The sequence below is a fragment of the Mycolicibacterium setense genome, assembly GCF_000805385.1.
In the GTDB taxonomy this organism is placed as follows: domain Bacteria; phylum Actinomycetota; class Actinomycetes; order Mycobacteriales; family Mycobacteriaceae; genus Mycobacterium; species Mycobacterium setense.
Genome location: NZ_JTJW01000005.1, coordinates 649,214 through 665,358 on the forward strand (window position 1 = coordinate 649,214; position 16,145 = coordinate 665,358).

18 protein-coding genes are annotated in these 16,145 nt (G+C 66.8%); 9 read left to right on the forward strand and 9 right to left on the reverse strand.

Annotated elements, in window-relative coordinates; all coding sequences use genetic code 11:
- Positions 1-37 precede the first annotated feature (37 nt).
- The 7 genes from QQ25_RS09440 to QQ25_RS09470 form a co-directional block, all read right to left on the reverse strand.
- Positions 38-448, reverse strand: a complete 411-nt coding sequence (locus QQ25_RS09440) for a SufE family protein (RefSeq protein WP_101906319.1) — start codon at positions 446-448, stop codon at positions 38-40.
- A 5-nt stretch (positions 449-453) separates the two neighbouring features.
- The gene (locus QQ25_RS09445) at positions 454-1,350 is read right to left on the reverse strand and encodes a sulfurtransferase (RefSeq protein WP_039317480.1); all 897 of its coding nucleotides are present in this window, start codon (positions 1,348-1,350) and stop codon (positions 454-456) included.
- Between the two features lie 58 nt (positions 1,351-1,408).
- Positions 1,409-1,636 (reverse strand): hypothetical protein, encoded by a 228-nt coding sequence (locus QQ25_RS09450; RefSeq protein ID WP_231965657.1) that lies wholly within the window; start codon positions 1,634-1,636, stop codon positions 1,409-1,411.
- Positions 1,637-1,725: 89 nt separating this feature from the next.
- On the reverse strand, positions 1,726-2,565 hold the full coding sequence (locus QQ25_RS09455; RefSeq protein WP_039317485.1) for an SDR family oxidoreductase: 840 nt from the start codon (positions 2,563-2,565) through the stop codon (positions 1,726-1,728).
- A 143-nt stretch (positions 2,566-2,708) separates the two neighbouring features.
- Positions 2,709-3,347 (reverse strand): Maf family protein, encoded by a 639-nt coding sequence (locus QQ25_RS09460; RefSeq protein WP_039317488.1) that lies wholly within the window; start codon positions 3,345-3,347, stop codon positions 2,709-2,711.
- A gap of 32 nt (positions 3,348-3,379) precedes the next feature.
- Positions 3,380-3,667, reverse strand: coding sequence for an acyl-CoA carboxylase subunit epsilon (locus QQ25_RS09465; protein WP_039378671.1), 288 nt, complete (start codon positions 3,665-3,667; stop codon positions 3,380-3,382).
- A gap of 23 nt (positions 3,668-3,690) precedes the next feature.
- Entirely contained in the window at positions 3,691-5,316 is a 1,626-nt protein-coding gene (locus tag QQ25_RS09470) for an acyl-CoA carboxylase subunit beta (protein ID WP_039378393.1), read from the reverse strand.
- Positions 5,317-5,442: 126 nt separating this feature from the next.
- Between QQ25_RS09470 and QQ25_RS09475 the strand changes: the two genes are divergently transcribed.
- From QQ25_RS09475 to QQ25_RS09505, 7 genes are all read left to right on the forward strand, one after another.
- A complete protein-coding gene (locus QQ25_RS09475) occupies positions 5,443-6,582 on the forward strand; it encodes a PucR family transcriptional regulator (protein WP_039378395.1) in 1,140 nt (379 codons plus the stop codon).
- Between the two features lie 150 nt (positions 6,583-6,732).
- Entirely contained in the window at positions 6,733-7,296 is a 564-nt protein-coding gene (locus QQ25_RS09480; protein WP_039378396.1) for a nuclear transport factor 2 family protein, read from the forward strand.
- Positions 7,289-8,950 carry a steroid-22-oyl-CoA synthetase gene (gene casI / locus QQ25_RS09485; protein WP_039378398.1) on the forward strand — a complete coding sequence of 554 codons (1,662 nt, stop codon included), beginning with the start codon at positions 7,289-7,291 and terminating at the stop codon, positions 8,948-8,950. Before QQ25_RS09480 ends, casI begins: the two co-directional genes overlap by 8 nt.
- Positions 8,947-10,506 (forward strand): FAD-binding protein, encoded by a 1,560-nt coding sequence (locus tag QQ25_RS09490; protein WP_039378399.1) that lies wholly within the window; start codon positions 8,947-8,949, stop codon positions 10,504-10,506. Before casI ends, QQ25_RS09490 begins: the two co-directional genes overlap by 4 nt.
- 30 nt (positions 10,507-10,536) lie before the next feature.
- Positions 10,537-11,646, forward strand: a complete 1,110-nt coding sequence (locus QQ25_RS09495; RefSeq protein WP_039378401.1) for a 3-ketosteroid-9-alpha-monooxygenase, oxygenase component — start codon at positions 10,537-10,539, stop codon at positions 11,644-11,646.
- A 29-nt stretch (positions 11,647-11,675) separates the two neighbouring features.
- A complete protein-coding gene (locus tag QQ25_RS09500) occupies positions 11,676-12,473 on the forward strand; it encodes a biotin--[acetyl-CoA-carboxylase] ligase (RefSeq protein ID WP_039378402.1) in 798 nt (265 codons plus the stop codon).
- Between the two features lie 9 nt (positions 12,474-12,482).
- Entirely contained in the window at positions 12,483-13,001 is a 519-nt protein-coding gene (locus QQ25_RS09505; protein WP_039317510.1) for a PH domain-containing protein, read from the forward strand.
- On the opposite strand, the gene QQ25_RS09510 is transcribed toward QQ25_RS09505, so the two are convergent.
- Entirely contained in the window at positions 12,956-13,618 is a 663-nt protein-coding gene (locus QQ25_RS09510) for a GtrA family protein (RefSeq protein ID WP_039317513.1), read from the reverse strand. The two genes, QQ25_RS09505 and QQ25_RS09510, sit on opposite strands and share 46 nt — an antisense overlap.
- 164 nt (positions 13,619-13,782) lie before the next feature.
- On the opposite strand from QQ25_RS09510, the gene QQ25_RS09515 reads away from it, so the two are divergent.
- Together QQ25_RS09515 and purE are read left to right on the forward strand one after the other, a co-directional pair.
- On the forward strand, positions 13,783-14,943 hold the full coding sequence (locus tag QQ25_RS09515; protein ID WP_039318468.1) for a 5-(carboxyamino)imidazole ribonucleotide synthase: 1,161 nt from the start codon (positions 13,783-13,785) through the stop codon (positions 14,941-14,943).
- Entirely contained in the window at positions 14,927-15,466 is a 540-nt protein-coding gene (gene purE, locus QQ25_RS09520; protein ID WP_201774211.1) for a 5-(carboxyamino)imidazole ribonucleotide mutase, read from the forward strand. Before QQ25_RS09515 ends, purE begins: the two co-directional genes overlap by 17 nt.
- 16 nt (positions 15,467-15,482) lie before the next feature.
- On the opposite strand, the gene QQ25_RS09525 is transcribed toward purE, so the two are convergent.
- Positions 15,483-16,139 (reverse strand): TetR/AcrR family transcriptional regulator, encoded by a 657-nt coding sequence (locus tag QQ25_RS09525; protein ID WP_039317517.1) that lies wholly within the window; start codon positions 16,137-16,139, stop codon positions 15,483-15,485.
- Between the last annotated feature and the right edge of the window lie 6 nt (positions 16,140-16,145).

Here is a 16,145-nt window from a genome sequence, read left to right on the forward strand (position 1 = left end):
TCATCATCATTCTCGGTTGGGTCGGGCGGGTCGAGGCTCAGGCCGCACGAAGCCGACGCTTGATCCGGCTCAGCATCGCCGACATTCCGCGCAGTCGCAGCGGGCTGATCAACGCGGCCAGGCCCAGCGCCGTGTAGAAGTCGTCGGGGACCGCCAAGATGTCGTCAGCCGGTTGGCCGTCGAGGCCGGCCGCCAGGATCGCGGCGAAACCCCGCGTCGTCGGGGCCTCTGGCGGTGCGCTGAAGAACAACCGCACCTTGCTCCGATCGGACGCGTCGACGTCCAGGAACAAAGGGGACTGGCACTCCGGAACCGGCTCCATCGCAGCCTCTTCCAGATGGGGCGGCAATGGTGGCAACTCGTTGGCGAACTCCAGCAGCAGCTGCAACTTGTCCTGGCCGGCGACCTCCTGGAAGTCGGAGACGACCTCCGCCAAGGTGTCCGGCATCGAAGTCACGAGGCGCCCGGGGCGTCACCTGGGTCCGGGCCGACCGCGACGGGGACCCGAACGGCGTTGCCCCATTCGGTCCATGAGCCGTCGTAGTTGCGCACACCGGGCAGCCCGAGCAGATGGGTGAGCACGAACCAGGTGTGGCTCGAGCGCTCACCGATCCGGCAGTACACGACGGTCTTGTCCTCGGGGGTGAGGAAGCTGTAGAGCTCCTCGAGTTCTGCGCGGCTGCGGAACTGGCCGCTGTCCTTGGCCGCCTTGGCCCATGGGATCGACTTCGCCGTGGGGATGTGCCCGCCGCGAAGAGCCCCTTCTTCCGGGTAGTCGGGCATGTGGGTGCGCTCGCCGGTGTACTCCTGGGGCGAGCGGACGTCGATCAACGGCTGCTTGCCGAGGATGTCGAGCACGTCGTTGCGGTAAGCCCGGATCGGGGCGTCGTTGCGTTCCACAACCGGGTAACCGCTGGACTGCCGGGTGGGCACCTCAAGGGTGGTGTCGCGGCCGTGGGACACCCACAGGTCGCGCCCGCCGTCGAGCAGGCGCACATCGGGGTGGCCGAACAGGGTGAACACCCACAGCGCGTAGGCCGCCCACCAGTTGCTCTTGTCGCCGTAGATGACGACCGTGTCGTCGCGGCTGATGCCCTTGCGGTCCATCAACTCGGCGAACTGCTCACCGTCGATGTAGTCACGCACATTGGGGTCGTTGAGGTCGAGATGCCAGTCGACCTTGACCGCGCCCGGGATATGGCCGGTGTCATAAAGCAAGACATCCTCGTCGGACTCGACGATGGCCAAACCGGGCCGACCCAGATTGCTGGCCAGCCAGTCGGCGGTGACCAGGCGCTCCGGATGGGCGTACTCGGCAAGAGTGGGGCTGGGATCAGCAGGCAACGGCACACCAAGAGCGTACCGTCGGGCCGATTATTCGCGCTGCGGCAGTGCCCACGACCGGCGCCTATGCGGTGAAGGCCACCTCGTAGGCCACGGCGTACCGGCGGGCGCCATTGTTCGCGCGGAACAGCGAACCGCCGTTCTGCGACCAGGTCACGACGCGAAGCAGTCGCTTGCCCGGGGAGAGTCGCTTGGTGATGATGTCGGCGAATGCGGCGCGCAGCCGCTCCAGATCGCATGTTTCGAAGTCGCGCGCCACGCGAACATCCCACATAGTTTCTTCGACTGGCATCGGCCCAGTGTCAACCCGTGGTTGAGACTATTCGGGACATCGGCACGGCGTGCCGCGACTCGAAAGGTTGCAATTTGGTCACTCCGGCGTCAGAGGATGGGGCGCCCGCCTGTGACCGCCAGCCTCGCCGCCGATATGTAGCTTCCGTCGTCGGACGCCAACAGCACATAGGCAGGCGCCAACTCGGCGGGCTGTCCGGCGCGGCCGAGCGGTGTGTCCTCGCCGAACGATGTGACCTTCTTCGACGGCATGGTCGAGGGGATCAGCGGGGTCCAAATCGGGCCCGGCGCAACGCTGTTCACCCGGATCCCCTTCTCGCCCAGCAACTGCGCCAGGCTCGCGGAGAAGTTCGCGATGGCCGCCTTGGTGGCGGCGTAGGGAGCCAGAGTCGGCGACGGCATGTCGGAATTGACCGACGAACTACCGATGATCGACGAACCGGGTGCCATATGCGGCACGGCCGCCTTGACGAGGTGGAAGTACGCGCCGACATTGAGCTTGAAGGTGTAATCCCACTCCTCGTCGTCGATCTCGTCCAACGTCTCGTGCGTCATCTGATACGCCGCATTGCTGACGAGGATGTCGATCCCGCCCAGCTCGGTCACCGTGCGTTCCACAGCCGAACGGCAGCGGGCCGGATCCGACAGGTCACCGGGGATCAACACACACTTGCGTCCGGCCTGCCGCACCAGTTCGGCAACCGACTCGGCGTCCTCGTCCTCGTTGAGATACGCGATCGCCACGTCGGCGCCTTCCCGGGCGAAGGCGATGGCCACGGCTCGACCGATCCCGCTGTCGCCGCCGGTGATGAGAGCTCTCCGGTCGGCCAGCTTGCCGGACCCGCGATAGCTGTTCTCACCACAATCGGGCACCGGGTCCATCCGCTCCTGTAAACCCGGCACCGGCTGATGTTGATCGGGAAAACCCATGACGGCGCTCCTTTCGTCGGCTCTGGCGCGGGTACCCCTTGATGGCTCGCCGAAACGCGGCACTTCGAGCTCGTCGAGATGGAGCTGATCCGTCGGGCAGAACGGTCAGGAAGGTGTGCGCACGGCACGAGTGCCGGCCCAGCTCAGACCTGAGTCGAACCGTTCCAGAGCTGTGCGATGGAAATCCCCGCGGCAGAAAGCATCCGGCGCAGCAGTGGCAGGCTCAGTCCGATCACGTTGGACGGATCTCCGTCGATTCCTTCGATGAACCAGCCGCCCAGCCCGTCAAGAGTGAAACCGCCTGCGACACCGAGAGGTTCACCGCTGCGCAGATAGGCTTCCAGATCGCCCTCACTCGGCGAACCGAAATGCACTGCGGTGACCCCGGTTTCGGCAATACGCTGGGTCACGGACCCGTCGCGCACCACTAGTACGGCGTGGCCCGAATACAACTGCGCCGTGCGACCCGACATCGCCTGCCATTGCCGCCGCGCGGTGTCGACATCGCCGGGCTTGCCACACAGCCGGCCGTCGAGAAACAACATCGAGTCGCAGCCGATGACTACACAGTCGTCCACCGCCGCCGCGGGCAGGTGGGTGACCACCTCGTCGGCCTTGGCCGCGGCCAGTCCACTCACCACCTTTTCAGGTGGGGCATCGCCCAACGAGGCCATGACGGCGTCCTCGTCGACACCGGAGACCACCACCAACGGATCGAGGCCGGCCTGGCGTAGAACGCCAAGCCGGCCTGTCGATGCCGAACCCAGAACGACCCGGGTCATTCAGGGCCGGTTCTTCTTCGCGCCAGCGCTCATCAGCGGCGCATGTGGGTGCGCTCCCACAGCGTGATGCGCTGCCAGCTGAAGATCGAGTAGCGCAGCTTGTCCACCGGATGCCCCCACAGGTTGCGATCGCGGACCACCGGCTCGGAGCTGCCACCACCGGCGGTGCTGAGGACAGCCATCAGCGCGGCCATCTCCTCGTCGGTGGGCTGACCGCGCAGCACCTTGATGTGGGCTTCATGGTCGGCCTTCTGCTCGGCCTGCACTTCGTCGGCCTGTACTTCGGCGCTCACAGCAGCTGAATCGTTCGCCCCGCTCACAGTGTCGGCCTCGTTCGCCCCGCTCACAGTGGAATGTTCCCGTGCTTCTTCGGCGGCATCTGAATAATCTTGCGCTCCAACAGCCGCAGCGCGTTGGCCACATAGCCACGGGTGTGCGACGGCGGGATGACCGCGTCGACATATCCACGCTCAGCGGCGATGTAGGGGTTGACCAGAGTGTCCTCGTAGGTCTGCTGCAGCTCCAGGCGCAACGCGTCGACGTCCTCGCCCTTGGCGGCGGCATCCTTGAGCTGGCTGCGGTACACGAAGCCCACCGCGCCGGAGGCGCCCATGACGGCGATCTGTGCCGTCGGCCAGGCGACCACCACGTCGGCGCCCATGTCCTTGGAACCCATCACGCAGTACGCGCCGCCGTAGGACTTGCGGGTGATGACGGTGATCTTGGCGACGGTGGCCTCACCGTAGGCGTAGAGCAGCTTGGCGCCGCGCCGGATGATGCCGTTGTACTCCTGGTCGGTGCCGGGCAGGAAGCCGGGGACGTCGACCAGAAGGACGATCGGGATGTTGAAGCAGTCGCAGGTCCGGATGAACCGGGCGGCCTTCTCCGAGGCGTTGATGTCGAGGCAGCCGGCGAACTGCGTCGGCTGGTTGGCCACGATGCCGACCGGGCGGCCGTCGACCCGGCCGAAGCCGACCACGATGTTGCCGGCGTACCCGGCCTGAACCTCGAGGAACTCGTCGTCGAGGATCCGGGTGATGACCTCGTGCATGTCGTACGGCTGATTCGGGGAGTCCGGGATCAGGGTGTCGAGCTCGATGTCCTCGTCGGTCAGGGTCTCCTCGATGGAACCCTGCGCCGTGGCCACCGGGTAGTGCGGCGGCTCGGCGTAGTTGTTCGGAGGCAGGTAGCTCAGCAGGTCGCGGACGTACTCGAAGGCGTCCTGCTCGCCCGAGGCGACGTAGTGCGCGGTGCCGGACTTCGCCATGTGGGTGTGGGCGCCGCCCAGCTCCTCCATGGTGACGTCCTCGCCGGTGACGGTCTTGATGACGTCCGGGCCGGTGATGAACATCTGGCTGGTCTGGTCGACCATGACGATGAAGTCGGTCAGCGCGGGGGAGTAGACGTGGCCACCGGCCGCGGCGCCCATGATCAACGAGATCTGCGGGATGACACCCGAGGCCTTGATGTTGTTGTGGAAGATCCGGCTGTACAGGCCGAGCGAGACCACGCCCTCCTGGATGCGGGCGCCGGCGCCGTCGTTGATGCCGATCAGCGGGCGGCCGGTCTTGATGGCCAGCTCCTGGACCTTGACGATCTTCTCGCCGTACACCTCGCCGAGGCTGCCGCCGAACACGGTGGCGTCCTGGCTGAAGATGCAGACATCGCGGCCGTCGATGGTGCCGTAGCCGGTGATCACGCCGTCGCCCAGCGGCCGGTTGTTCTCTAGGCCGAAGTTGGTGCTGCGGTGCTTGGCCAGCGCGTCGAGTTCGACGAACGACCCCTCGTCGAGGAGGGCGAGGATGCGCTCGCGGGCGGTCAGCTTGCCCTTCGCATGCACCTTGTCCACGGCGGCTTCGCCGACGGGATGCAGCGTCTCTTCGGCCCGCCTCTTGAGGTCAGCCAGCTTGCCTGCAGTGGTGTGGATGTCCACCTGGTGCTCGGCGGACGGCTCGGTAACGCTCGTCATAGGTCCCGATGCTATCGGTAACCCTAAGACTGGTCTAAGAGAGGTGGACGTGGCGCGCGTCACTGCGGCAGGCGTTGTGTGCTGTGGCCCGACGCCGCGGCGGCCTGCGGGCCTACGCTCTCGACCATGACCACCGGGCCGCTTCTGCTGTCCGAACTGGGCAGCGATCCCGGATCGGTGCTTCGACTCGTCGCCCAGTTCGACGCGCTGGAGGAGCAGGAGGTCAACGCCGACGCCGCTGTGCGGTTTGCCGCGCTGACAGCGCAATGCCCCGTCGGTGTCCGCTGGCCGGGCGGCACCGTCGTCCGGTACGACGCGTCCGGACGTCTGGATCCGATCGAGGACGCGGCTGTGCCGACGTCGGGGGGCGAGACCGTCGTCTGGGTGGAGCGCGACGGATCCGGGCATCCGTTGGACGATGTCCTGCTCGACCGGTTGCGGCGACTGCTCAGCCGCGTCGCGGCCCGGACCGGGGTGAGCGGGACTCCGCATCTCGGTGACCCCGCGTTGCTCGAGGTCGTGCTGTCGGGCAAGGAGCATCGCGAAGACCGGGCACGTGCGATCCGGCTGCTGGGCCTCGACGAGACCAGGCCTACGTGCGTGCTGGCGGCGTCCGGCCATTCGCCACGGGAGACGCTGCGGCTCATCACCGGTGAATTGCCCACGCCGACAGTGCGATCGGCGGTGATCGGCAACGCGACTGCCATCGTGTGCCAGGGGTCGTTCGACATGAGGGAACTCTCGGATCGTCTGGAGCGCCGCATCGTCGAACAGTTTCCGGCGGTGGTGAACGTCGGCACCGCGTCCGGCCCGTGGGTCGGCATCGGATCGCTGGGTAACGTGTTCGGCGCGTCGACCTCATGGCACGAGGCCGTGCGGGCACTGCGGTTCGCATCGTCGACCGGGTTCGGCCGACGCGTGGTGGCCTATGACCGGCTGAGCTCGCTGGAATTGCTGGCGGACCTGCCGATCGACCGGGTGCGGCGTAATCGCGATGTGGCCCGTATCAACGACATCGCGTCATCGCCTGCGGGGGATCTCGACGTGCGGACCACCGAGGCATTCTTCGTCTACGGCTCGTTGCGGCGGACGGCCGCCGAACTGCACGTGCACCACAGCACGGTGGCGGCCCGGTTGGCGCGCGTGCAGACCGCGATGGGGTGGGATTTCGATGACCCGGTCGACCGTTTCCTGGGCACACTGGTGCTCATGGTGCGGCGCATCGCGATGTCGTCGGCGGAACTCGCCGACGCGGACCTGCTGTAGGGCGCCGGGCGCCGCCGCCGAGGCCCTACCACTCCGACAAGTGTCGGGTTAATCCGCGAAATCGCCCGACGTGCGTCGGCTGACGGCGATCGCCCCGTTGGTCAGGATTGCGATGCAGCCCACCCACACTGATCGACACAAGGAGGCCGCATGGCCATCATCGACCCGACCAAGACCTGGGTCCCCGTGGAAGAGCGCCTGGCCGCCACCACCAACGAGCGGCATCGTCAGGTACTCAGCGTCGTTCTGGAGCACATGAAGGCCGAGGCCGAGCCCGATATGGGCCGGCTGATGGCGACGCTGAGCCCCAACCCGGACTACCACTTCTGGTACGCCAATACCGATATGGGGCCCAAGACCACCGAAGGTGTGCGCGCCTACTACGAGGCCTTCGTGGCCAGCGGTGCCAACCACCTCGTTTTCGAGATCGATCGCCTTGCCGTCGACGATGATCTGGTGATGACCGAAGGCTGGATGAAGATGATCTACCCCGGCGCGGCCGCCCAGGGCATCGGCGTCGAGGTCGACGACCCGGACGGCGACTACCTCCTGTTGTTCCGGCAGCTCATCAACTGGCCCATCGACGCCGACGGCCTCATCATCGGTGAGGATGCCTACCAAACCGGTCCGGTCAGCGTGACCAAGCTGAGCCGGGAAGACCTGCCGCAGGCCTACATCGACCAGAAGCGCGCCGCCACCGAGGCTCATGGCTGAGGCCGTGCGCGACTCGATCGCGGCGATGCTGCTCGACCGGGCCGGCGACCAACACCTGGGCCTGCGCACCCGTGACCGGGACTGGACCTGGGACGAGGTGGTCGCCGAATCGGCCGCGCGCGGGGCGCTGGCCCAAGCGATCCGAATCGATGGGCCTTTCCATATCGGCGTGCTCCTGGACAACGTGCCGGACTTCCTGTTCTGGCTGGGTGGCGCCGCACTTGTCGGTGCCACCGTGGTGGGGATCAACCCGACCCGCGGTGCGGCGGAGTTGGCAGCCGAAATCCGGCTTGCCGATTGCCAATTGATCGTCACCGACACCCCGGGCGCGGCGCGGCTCCGCAGCCTGGATACCGGCCTGCAGGATGACCGGGTCCTGGTGATCGACCAACCCGGATACATCGAGGCGGTCAACGCGGTCCGGGTGTCACCGGCGCAGGCGCCCGGCGTCGGCGCGGACTCGCTCATGCTGCTGCTGTTCACCTCGGGGACGACGGGTGCGTCGAAGGCAGTCAAATGCAGCCAGGGCAGGTTGGCCCGGATCGCCTATGCGGCCGCCGAGAAATTCGGCCATGTGCGCGAAGACGTGGAGTACTGCTGCATGCCGCTGTTCCACGGCAACGCGATCATGGCGTTGTGGGCACCGGCGCTGTCGGTCGGGGCGACGGTGTGCCTCACGCCGGCTTTCTCGGCATCCGGATTCTTGCCTGACGTACGGTATTTCGGCGCGACGTTCTTCACCTATGTGGGCAAGGCGCTCGGCTACCTGATGGCCACCGCCGAACAGCCCGACGATGCCGACAACCCGCTGGTCCGCGGTTTCGGCACCGAGGCGTCGCCCGATGACCAGCGCGAGTTCCGGCGCCGGTTCGATGCCGAGCTGTTCGAGGGCTACGGCTCCAGCGAAGGCGGTGGGGCAGTGGTGCTGGCCCCCGACATGCCGGCGGGAGCGCTGGGCCGCCCGGCACACGCCGGGGTGGCGATAGTCGACCCCGAATCGCTGCAGGACTGTGCGCCAGCGGTTTTCGACGAGCACGGCCGCGTCCTCAACCCCGACGACGCCGTGGGCGAGATCGTCGACAAGTTCGGCACCCGCACGTTCGAGGGTTACTACAAGAACGACGAGGCCAACGCCGAGCGCATCCGCAACGGCTGGTACTGGACAGGTGATCTGGGTTATCTCGACGAGCAGGGATTCATCTACTTCGCCGGCCGTCGTGGTGACTGGATCCGGGTCGACGGGGAGAACACGTCCGCGCTCAACATCGAGCGGGTGCTGCGCCGTCACCCCGACGTGGTGGCCGCCGGTGCGTACGCGGTTCCGGATCCGCGTTCGGGTGACCAGGTGATGGCCGCGATCGAGGTAACCGACCCCGACCGGTTCGACGCAGGAGCGTTCGTGACCTATTTGGCCGCCCAGGAAGACTTGGGGGCCAAGGGGATTCCGAGATTCCTGCGGGTCTCGAAGAACCTGCCCGTCACCGGGTCCAACAAGGTGCTCAAACGCGAACTGCAGCAGGACCGGTGGCACACCGGCGAGCCGGTGTACCGGTGGGCGGGACGCGGGGCGCCCGCGTATGAGGCCATGGGCGACGATGACAAGCTGTCGCTGGACGCCGAGTTCGCGCAGTACGGGAGGCAGCGTTACCTATGAAGTGGGATGACCAGTGTGACGTCCTGATAGCCGGATCCGGGGGCGGCGGCGTGACCGGCGCCTACACCGCCGCGCGCGAAGGCCTGTCGGTGATCCTGGTGGAGGCCAGCGACAAATTCGGCGGCACGACCGCGTATTCCGGTGGCGGCGGGGTGTGGTTCCCGTGCAACCCGGTGCTCAAGCGGGCCGGTACCGACGACACCATCGAGGATGCGCTGGAGTACTACCACGCCGTCGTCGGCGACCGGACCCCACGGGAACTGCAGGACACCTATGTCCGCGGCGGTGCCGACCTGATCGAATACCTCGAAGCCGATGACAATCTGAAGTTCGCGCCGATGCCGTGGCCGGACTACTTCGGCAAGGCGCCCAAGGCCAGGGCCGACGGCCAACGCCACATCGCGGCCCGTCCACTCAAGGTGGAGAAGGCTCCGCACCTGCGCGAGCTGGTGCGCGGGCCACTCGACGCCGACCGGCTCGGTGCCGAGCAGCCCGACGACTATTTCATCGGCGGCCGGGCATTGATCGCCCGCTTTCTGAAAGCCATTGAGCAGTACCCGAATACGTCGCTTCGGCGAAATGCCCCGCTCGTGGAGCTGGTCGTCGAGGACGGGGCGGTGACAGGTGCGGTCGTGGAAATCGACGGGACGCGGCAGGCGATCCGGGCGCGACGCGGTGTGCTGTTGGCCGCAGGCGGTTTCGAGGGCAACGACGAATTGCGCCGTGAATACGGCGTTCCCGGTGTCGCACGCGACACCATGGGGCCGCCCGCCAACCTCGGCCACGCCCATCGGGCGGCGATCGCCGCGGGCGCCGACGTCGACCTGATGGACCAGGCTTGGTGGTCACCGGGCCTGACTCACCCCGACGGGCGCTCGGCCTTCGCGCTGTGGTTCACCGGCGGCATCTTCGTCGACCAGAACGGGCAGCGTTTCGTCAACGAATCCGCGGCCTACGACCGGATCGGCCGGGCCATCCTGCCGCGGCTGGCCGACGGTTCGATGACGTTGCCGTACTGGATGATCTACGACAATGATCGGGACGGCGAAGAAGGAATAGTGCCGCCGGTCAAGGCCACCAACGTCTCGATGGTCGACACACAGGACTACGTCGACGCCGGGTTGTGGCACACCGCCGACACCCTGGAAGATCTCGCCGCCAAGATCGGCGTCCCCGCCGAGAACCTGACTGCGACCGTCGCGCGGTTCAACGGCTTCGTCGCCGCCGGGTCGGACGAGGATTTCGGTCGTGGCGACGAGGCGTACGACCGCGCCTTCTCCGGTGGTGCATCCCCACTCGTCGCGATCGAGAAGGGCCCTTTCCACGCCGCCGCATTCGGCATCTCCGACCTCGGAACCAAGGGCGGTTTGCGCACCGACACCGCGGCCCGGGTACTCGACGCCGAGGGGCAGGTGATCGCCGGGCTGTACGCCGCGGGCAACACCATGGCCGCTCCCAGCGGCACCGCCTATCCGGGCGGCGGAAATCCGATCGGAACCAGCATGCTGTTCAGCCACCTGGCGGTCAAAGACATGCTAGGCAGGGGAGAAGAATGAGCGCTCGCGCGAAGAACCAAGGGGAGAAGCATGAGTGACGTAAGGGAAATCGACGCCGGCACGGCGATGACGCGGTTCGCGCGCGGCTGGCACTGCGTCGGGCTCGCTGAAACGTTCCGAGACGGCCGGCCGCACGGTATCGAGGCGTTCGGTACCAAACTCGTCGTCTACTCCGACTCCGCCGGCGACCTGCATGTGCTCGACTCCTACTGCCGACACATGGGCGGCGACCTGTCCATGGGCTCGGTCAAGGACGACAACCTCGCCTGCCCGTTCCACGATTGGCGCTGGGGCGGTGACGGCAAGTGCAAGCTGGTGCCCTACGCCAAACGCACGCCGCGGCTGGCGCGCACCCGCAAATGGGAGACCTGTGAGGTCAACGGCCAGCTGCTCGTCTGGCACGACCCCGAAGGTTCGACCCCGCCGGCTGAGCTGACCCCGCCCACGATCGAGGGCTACGACGAGGGCATCTGGTCACCGTGGCAATGGAATTCGATCCTGATCGAGGGATCGCACTGCCGGGAGATCGTCGACAACAACGTCGACATGGCGCACTTCTTCTACATCCACCACGCGTACCCGACCTACTTCAAGAACGTCATCGAAGGCCACACCGCCAGCCAGTTCATGGAGTCCAAACCGCGTCCGGACTACGCCACCAGAGAACTCTGGGACGGCACCTATCTGCGTTCGGAGGCAACGTATTTCGGCCCCGCGTACATGATCAACTGGCTCCACAACGATCTCGCCCCGGAATTCACCGTCGAGGTCGCGCTGATCAACTGCCACTATCCGGTGACACACAACTCGTTCGTGCTGCAGTGGGGTGTCGCGGTCCAGCAGAATCCGGGGATGCCCGCGGACAAGGCGGCGAAGCTCGCGGCGGCGATGAGCCGGAGCTTCGGCGACGGCTTCATGGAGGATGTCGAGATCTGGAAACACAAGGCCCGCATCGACAACCCGTTGCTGACCGAGGAGGACGGGCCGGTCTACCACCACCGCCGGTGGTACGAGCAGTTCTATGTCGACCTTGCCGATGTCACGCCCGACATGACCGATCGCTTCGAGCAGGAGGTCGACACCACCCACGCCAACGAGCTCTGGCACGAGGAGGTCGCGGCCAACCTGGCCAATCGGTAGCGGACCGTCGGTCGAATAGGCTGACGGCAATGAACACAAGGCCACCGCTGGATGTGACGGCACTGCGCAACGGGTTGAGCTCGCCCTGGCGTCAACTCGATGTCGTCGAGGAGACCGGGTCCACCAACGCCGACCTGCTGGCGCGGGCAGCCGGCGGTGCCGACATCGCGGGTACGGTGCTGCTGGCCGAATACCAGACTGCCGGACGTGGCCGCCATGGCCGGCAGTGGTCGTCGCCGCCCCGGTCGCAGTTGGCGTTGTCGGTGGGGGTCGACGCGTCCGGGGTGCTGACCGATATCTGGGGATGGCTGCCGTTGGCCACCGGCGTCGCCGTCGTCGACGCCGTCGCAGAGGTCACCGGTGTGCGCGTCGGCCTGAAGTGGCCCAACGACGTCCTGGTCGGCCCGGGCGGCGGAAAGCTGGCGGGCATCCTCGCCGAAGTGGCGTCGCCGGCACCGGTGGTCGTCGTCGGGCTCGGCCTGAACGTGACGATGACGGCCGACGAGTCCCCGGACCCGCGCGCCACCTCACTGTCGCAGCTCGGCGCAGGCACAGTGGACCGCAATCCGCTGGCCCAGGTTCTGCTCCGGCATCTGGCCGCCCGTTTCGCCGGCTGGCGCAATTCCGATCCGCAACTGGCGGCCGACTACCGCGCACGCAGCGTCACGATCGGCACCCGCGTGCGCGCGGTCCTGCCGGGAGACAACACGTTGGTGGGCACCGCCGTCGACGTCGACGACCTCGGGCGGCTGATCATGGACACCGGCTCTGAACAGGTCAGGGTTTCCGCGGGCGACATCACCCACCTGCGGCCTGATGAGCCGTAGAGTGCTGCCGTGGGTTACCCGGAGAATGTGCTGGCCAACGACGAGCAGGTGGTGCTCCACCGGCATCCGCATTGGAAACGTCTGATCGGTGCGGTCCTCGTCCTGGTACTGATCAGCGCGGCAGCGGCGTTCGTCGCCGCCGTGGTCAACACCATGGACTGGCAGAGCACCGCCAAGAACGTGCTCTTCATCGTGATCGGCGTGATCTGGCTCGTCGTCGTCGGCTGGTTGACCGTCTGGCCGTTCCTGAACTGGTGGACCACCCACTTCGTGATCACCGACCGGCGGGTCATGTTCCGGCACGGCCTACTGACCCGCTCGGGAATCGACATCCCTCTCGCACGGATCAACAGCGTCGAATTCCGTCACGGGCTGACCGACCGGCTGTTGCGCACCGGCACCCTGATCATCGAATCGGCGTCGCAGGACCCCTTGGAGTTCCACGATATTCCGCGCGTGGAGCAGGTGCACTCACTGCTGTATCACGAAGTCTTCGACACCCTGGGCTCTGAGGAATCGCCGAGCTGACGCGCCTTCGCGCGGCGACTCGGAGTTCGCAGCGGCGTCACGGTCGCGGACCTGTGCTCTGCGTGATCCTCGAGGGCCTCGGCGATACCGCCGCCGGTGAGTGTGGACTCCAGCGCCAGATCGGGCTTGGCCACGAACTCGTCGGGGAACACCCAGCGGCGGAACGCCCAGAACCGGAACGCCATCTGCAGCAGGTTGCCCAGGATGTAGGCAGAGACGAAGTCGGCGATGTTCTCCACCGTCAACGACACCTCGGGCACCCGCAGACCCAGCACGTAGCTGGAGAAGTACAGCGGCAGCATCGAAAGCAGCACACCCACGGCGCTGAACGCGAAGAACAGCAGGGCCTCGTGGTGGCGCTCGCGGCCGCCGCGGTTCTGGAAGCTCCACTCCCGATTGAGGATGTAGGAGGCGATGACGGCAACGACGCCGGCGATGATCTTGGCGGTGACCGGCTTGGGCTCCAGCACCGTGAGTTTGAGGGTGAAGAAGATCGCCGAATCGATGACAAACGTCGTCGCGCCGACGATCGCGAACTTGATCAGTTCGTGATGCCGCTCGGCATAGGGACGGACGAATCGCGGCAATCGAGCGATTGTCGCATCGGCGAAGGACACAGGTAGGCAGTGTACGGAAATGCGTCGTTCGATGCCGAATCGTTGCGAAGCCCGACCTTAACCGCAGGTCAATGAGCCGGTCACAACGATGACACCAATCCGCGCATGACACCATAGAGCGCGTGCCGACAACTCCCAACAAGCCGTCTCCACCTGTCGTGGCGATGATCGGTGGCGGCCAGCTCGCCAGGATGACCCACCAGGCGGCCATCGCACTCGGGCAGACTCTGCGGGTGCTGGCCGCCGGGCCGGACGAATCCGCCGCACAGGTCACTCCCGACGTCGTCATCGGCTCGCACACCGATCTGGACGCGCTGCGGCGGGCAGCGGCAGGCGCGTCGGCGTTGACGTTCGACCACGAGCACGTGCCCACCGAACACCTGGAGAAGCTCGTCGCCGAAGGGGTGACGGTCAACCCGCCGCCGGCGGCGCTGGTGCACGCCCAGGACAAACTGCTCATGCGCCGCAAGCTGCACAGCATCGGCGCCCCGGTGCCGCGCTTCGCCGAGATCACCTCGGTCGCCGACGTCGAGGATTTCGTACGGAAGATCGACGGTCCGGTGGTGATCAAGACCGTGCGCGGCGGCTACGACGGCAAAGGCGTGGTGATGGCCGACGACCTGGCCTCCGCGCGTGAGACCGTGGCCGCTTACCTGGCCGACGGGGTCGCGGTGCTCGCCGAAGAACGCGTTGCGATGCGCCGCGAGCTCGCCGCGCTGGTGGCCCGCTCGCCGTTCGGGCAAGGCGCGGCCTGGCCTGTCGTCGAAACCGTGCAACGCAACGGAATCTGCGTCGAGGTGTATGCCCCCGCGCCGGGACTGTCGGATGAATTAGGTTCGGCTGCACAGGAACTCGCGCTGCGACTGGCGAACGAGCTCGGCGTGGTCGGTGTGCTGGCCGTCGAGCTCTTCGAGACGACCGACGGCGCCCTGCTGGTCAACGAACTGGCCATGCGTCCGCACAACTCCGGGCACTGGACCATGGACGGCGCGGTCACCAGCCAGTTCGAACAGCATCTGCGCGCGGTCTTGGACTACCCGCTCGGCGACACCTCGGCCATTGCGCCCGCTGCGGTGATGGCCAACGTCCTTGGGGCGCCGGAGACGCCGACGATGTCGATGGACGAGCGCCTGCACCACCTGTTCGCCCGGATCCCCGACGCGAAGGTGCATCTGTACGGCAAGGGTGAACGGTCCGGGCGCAAACTCGGGCATGTCAACATCATTGGCACTGACATGGACGAACTTCGCGAGCGTGCGGTGCGGGCCGCGCACTGGTTGTCGCACGGCGAGTGGACCGACGGATGGGATGAACATGGCGACTAGCGAAGCGACGGGCTCGGGTTCGGGTCCCAGGGTCGGCCTCATCATGGGCAGCGACAGCGACTGGTCGGTGATGTCGGATGCGGCCGACGCGCTCGCCGAGTTCGAGGTGCCGTTCGAGGTCGGTGTGGTCTCCGCGCACCGCACTCCGCAGCGCATGCTCGACTACGCCAAGACCGCCGCGGACCGGGGTGTCGAGGTGATCATCGCCGGAGCGGGGGGAGCCGCGCACCTGCCCGGCATGGTGGCGTCTGCCACGCCGCTTCCGGTCATCGGCGTTCCGGTGCCGTTGGCGCGCTTGGACGGCATGGACTCGCTGCTGTCGATCGTGCAGATGCCCGCCGGCGTGCCGGTGGCCACGGTTTCCATTGGGGGAGCACGCAATGCGGGCCTGCTGGCCGTGCGCATCCTGGGGTCTTCGGACACCACACTGCGGTCCCGGATGGTGAAATTCCAGGCCGACCTGGAGAACATGGTGTTGGCGAAGGACGCCGCCTTGCGCGATCGCCTGCTGGGCGACGGCTGAACGAGACGAGACTGAGTCAATCTCCGATCAGGTCGCGAATGCGGGGTGTGAGGGACTCGATCGGTTCATCGGTCGACATGACCACAACCGCCGTGCGACCGCCGCCGCCCCGGTAGATCGGCCACGTCGCGGCCAGCGCCTCGGCCAGGTCCGACCGTGGGTCGGTCACGTCGCCGCGCAGCCATCGACGCAGGACGTGGTTGTGCGCGGCGACCACGGCGTTGGCGAATAATTCGGCGCGCAGGCCCGCCGTCCAATCTCCGGTCTGGGCTGCCCTCAGGTGTTTGGTGAACAGCCGGACATACCGCGACACGACGGCCGTTTCGAAGTCGCGCAGGGCAGGTACCGAGCGGGTGAGTCGATACCGCGTCCGGGCCCGCTCGCCCTCGGCGAGATAGTTCTCGAACACCGAGGTTGTCGCCACCGCGATGACCTCGGCGGGCAGCCCTTCGGCCGGTGCCGTTGACAACCTTTGGTCGGCGCGCTGCAGCAGCGTCTCGTGATCGGGAAAGATCAACGCCTCTTTCGACCCGAACTGGCGAAACGCAGTGGTGCGTCCCACCCCCGCCCGTGCGGCGATGTCGTCGACGCTGGTGGCCTCATACCCACGTTCTTCGAACATTTCGAATGCCGCGCTCACCAGGCGCTCCCGAGTGCTGGGCAAATCGGGCATGAGTGC

Excerpts from the sequence above, each read along its gene's own strand:
- QQ25_RS09440 (WP_101906319.1), bottom strand. The coding sequence starts at position 448 with ATGCCGGACACCTTGGCGGAGGTCGTCTCCGACTTCCAGGAGGTCGCC.
- QQ25_RS09450 (WP_231965657.1), bottom strand. The coding sequence starts at position 1,636 with ATGCCAGTCGAAGAAACTATGTGGGATGTTCGCGTGGCGCGCGACTTC.
- QQ25_RS09455 (WP_039317485.1), bottom strand. The coding sequence starts at position 2,565 with ATGGGTTTTCCCGATCAACATCAGCCGGTGCCGGGTTTACAGGAGCGG.
- QQ25_RS09460 (WP_039317488.1), bottom strand. The coding sequence starts at position 3,347 with ATGACCCGGGTCGTTCTGGGTTCGGCATCGACAGGCCGGCTTGGCGTT.
- QQ25_RS09470 (WP_039378393.1), bottom strand. The coding sequence starts at position 5,316 with ATGACGAGCGTTACCGAGCCGTCCGCCGAGCACCAGGTGGACATCCAC.
- QQ25_RS09475 (WP_039378395.1), top strand. The coding sequence starts at position 5,443 with ATGACCACCGGGCCGCTTCTGCTGTCCGAACTGGGCAGCGATCCCGGA.
- QQ25_RS09480 (WP_039378396.1), top strand. The coding sequence starts at position 6,733 with ATGGCCATCATCGACCCGACCAAGACCTGGGTCCCCGTGGAAGAGCGC.
- casI (WP_039378398.1), top strand. The coding sequence starts at position 7,289 with ATGGCTGAGGCCGTGCGCGACTCGATCGCGGCGATGCTGCTCGACCGG.
- QQ25_RS09490 (WP_039378399.1), top strand. The coding sequence starts at position 8,947 with ATGAAGTGGGATGACCAGTGTGACGTCCTGATAGCCGGATCCGGGGGC.
- QQ25_RS09495 (WP_039378401.1), top strand. The coding sequence starts at position 10,537 with ATGAGTGACGTAAGGGAAATCGACGCCGGCACGGCGATGACGCGGTTC.
- QQ25_RS09500 (WP_039378402.1), top strand. The coding sequence starts at position 11,676 with ATGAACACAAGGCCACCGCTGGATGTGACGGCACTGCGCAACGGGTTG.
- QQ25_RS09515 (WP_039318468.1), top strand. The coding sequence starts at position 13,783 with ATGATCGGTGGCGGCCAGCTCGCCAGGATGACCCACCAGGCGGCCATC.
- purE (WP_201774211.1), top strand. The coding sequence starts at position 14,927 with ATGAACATGGCGACTAGCGAAGCGACGGGCTCGGGTTCGGGTCCCAGG.
- QQ25_RS09525 (WP_039317517.1), bottom strand. The coding sequence starts at position 16,139 with ATGCCCGATTTGCCCAGCACTCGGGAGCGCCTGGTGAGCGCGGCATTC.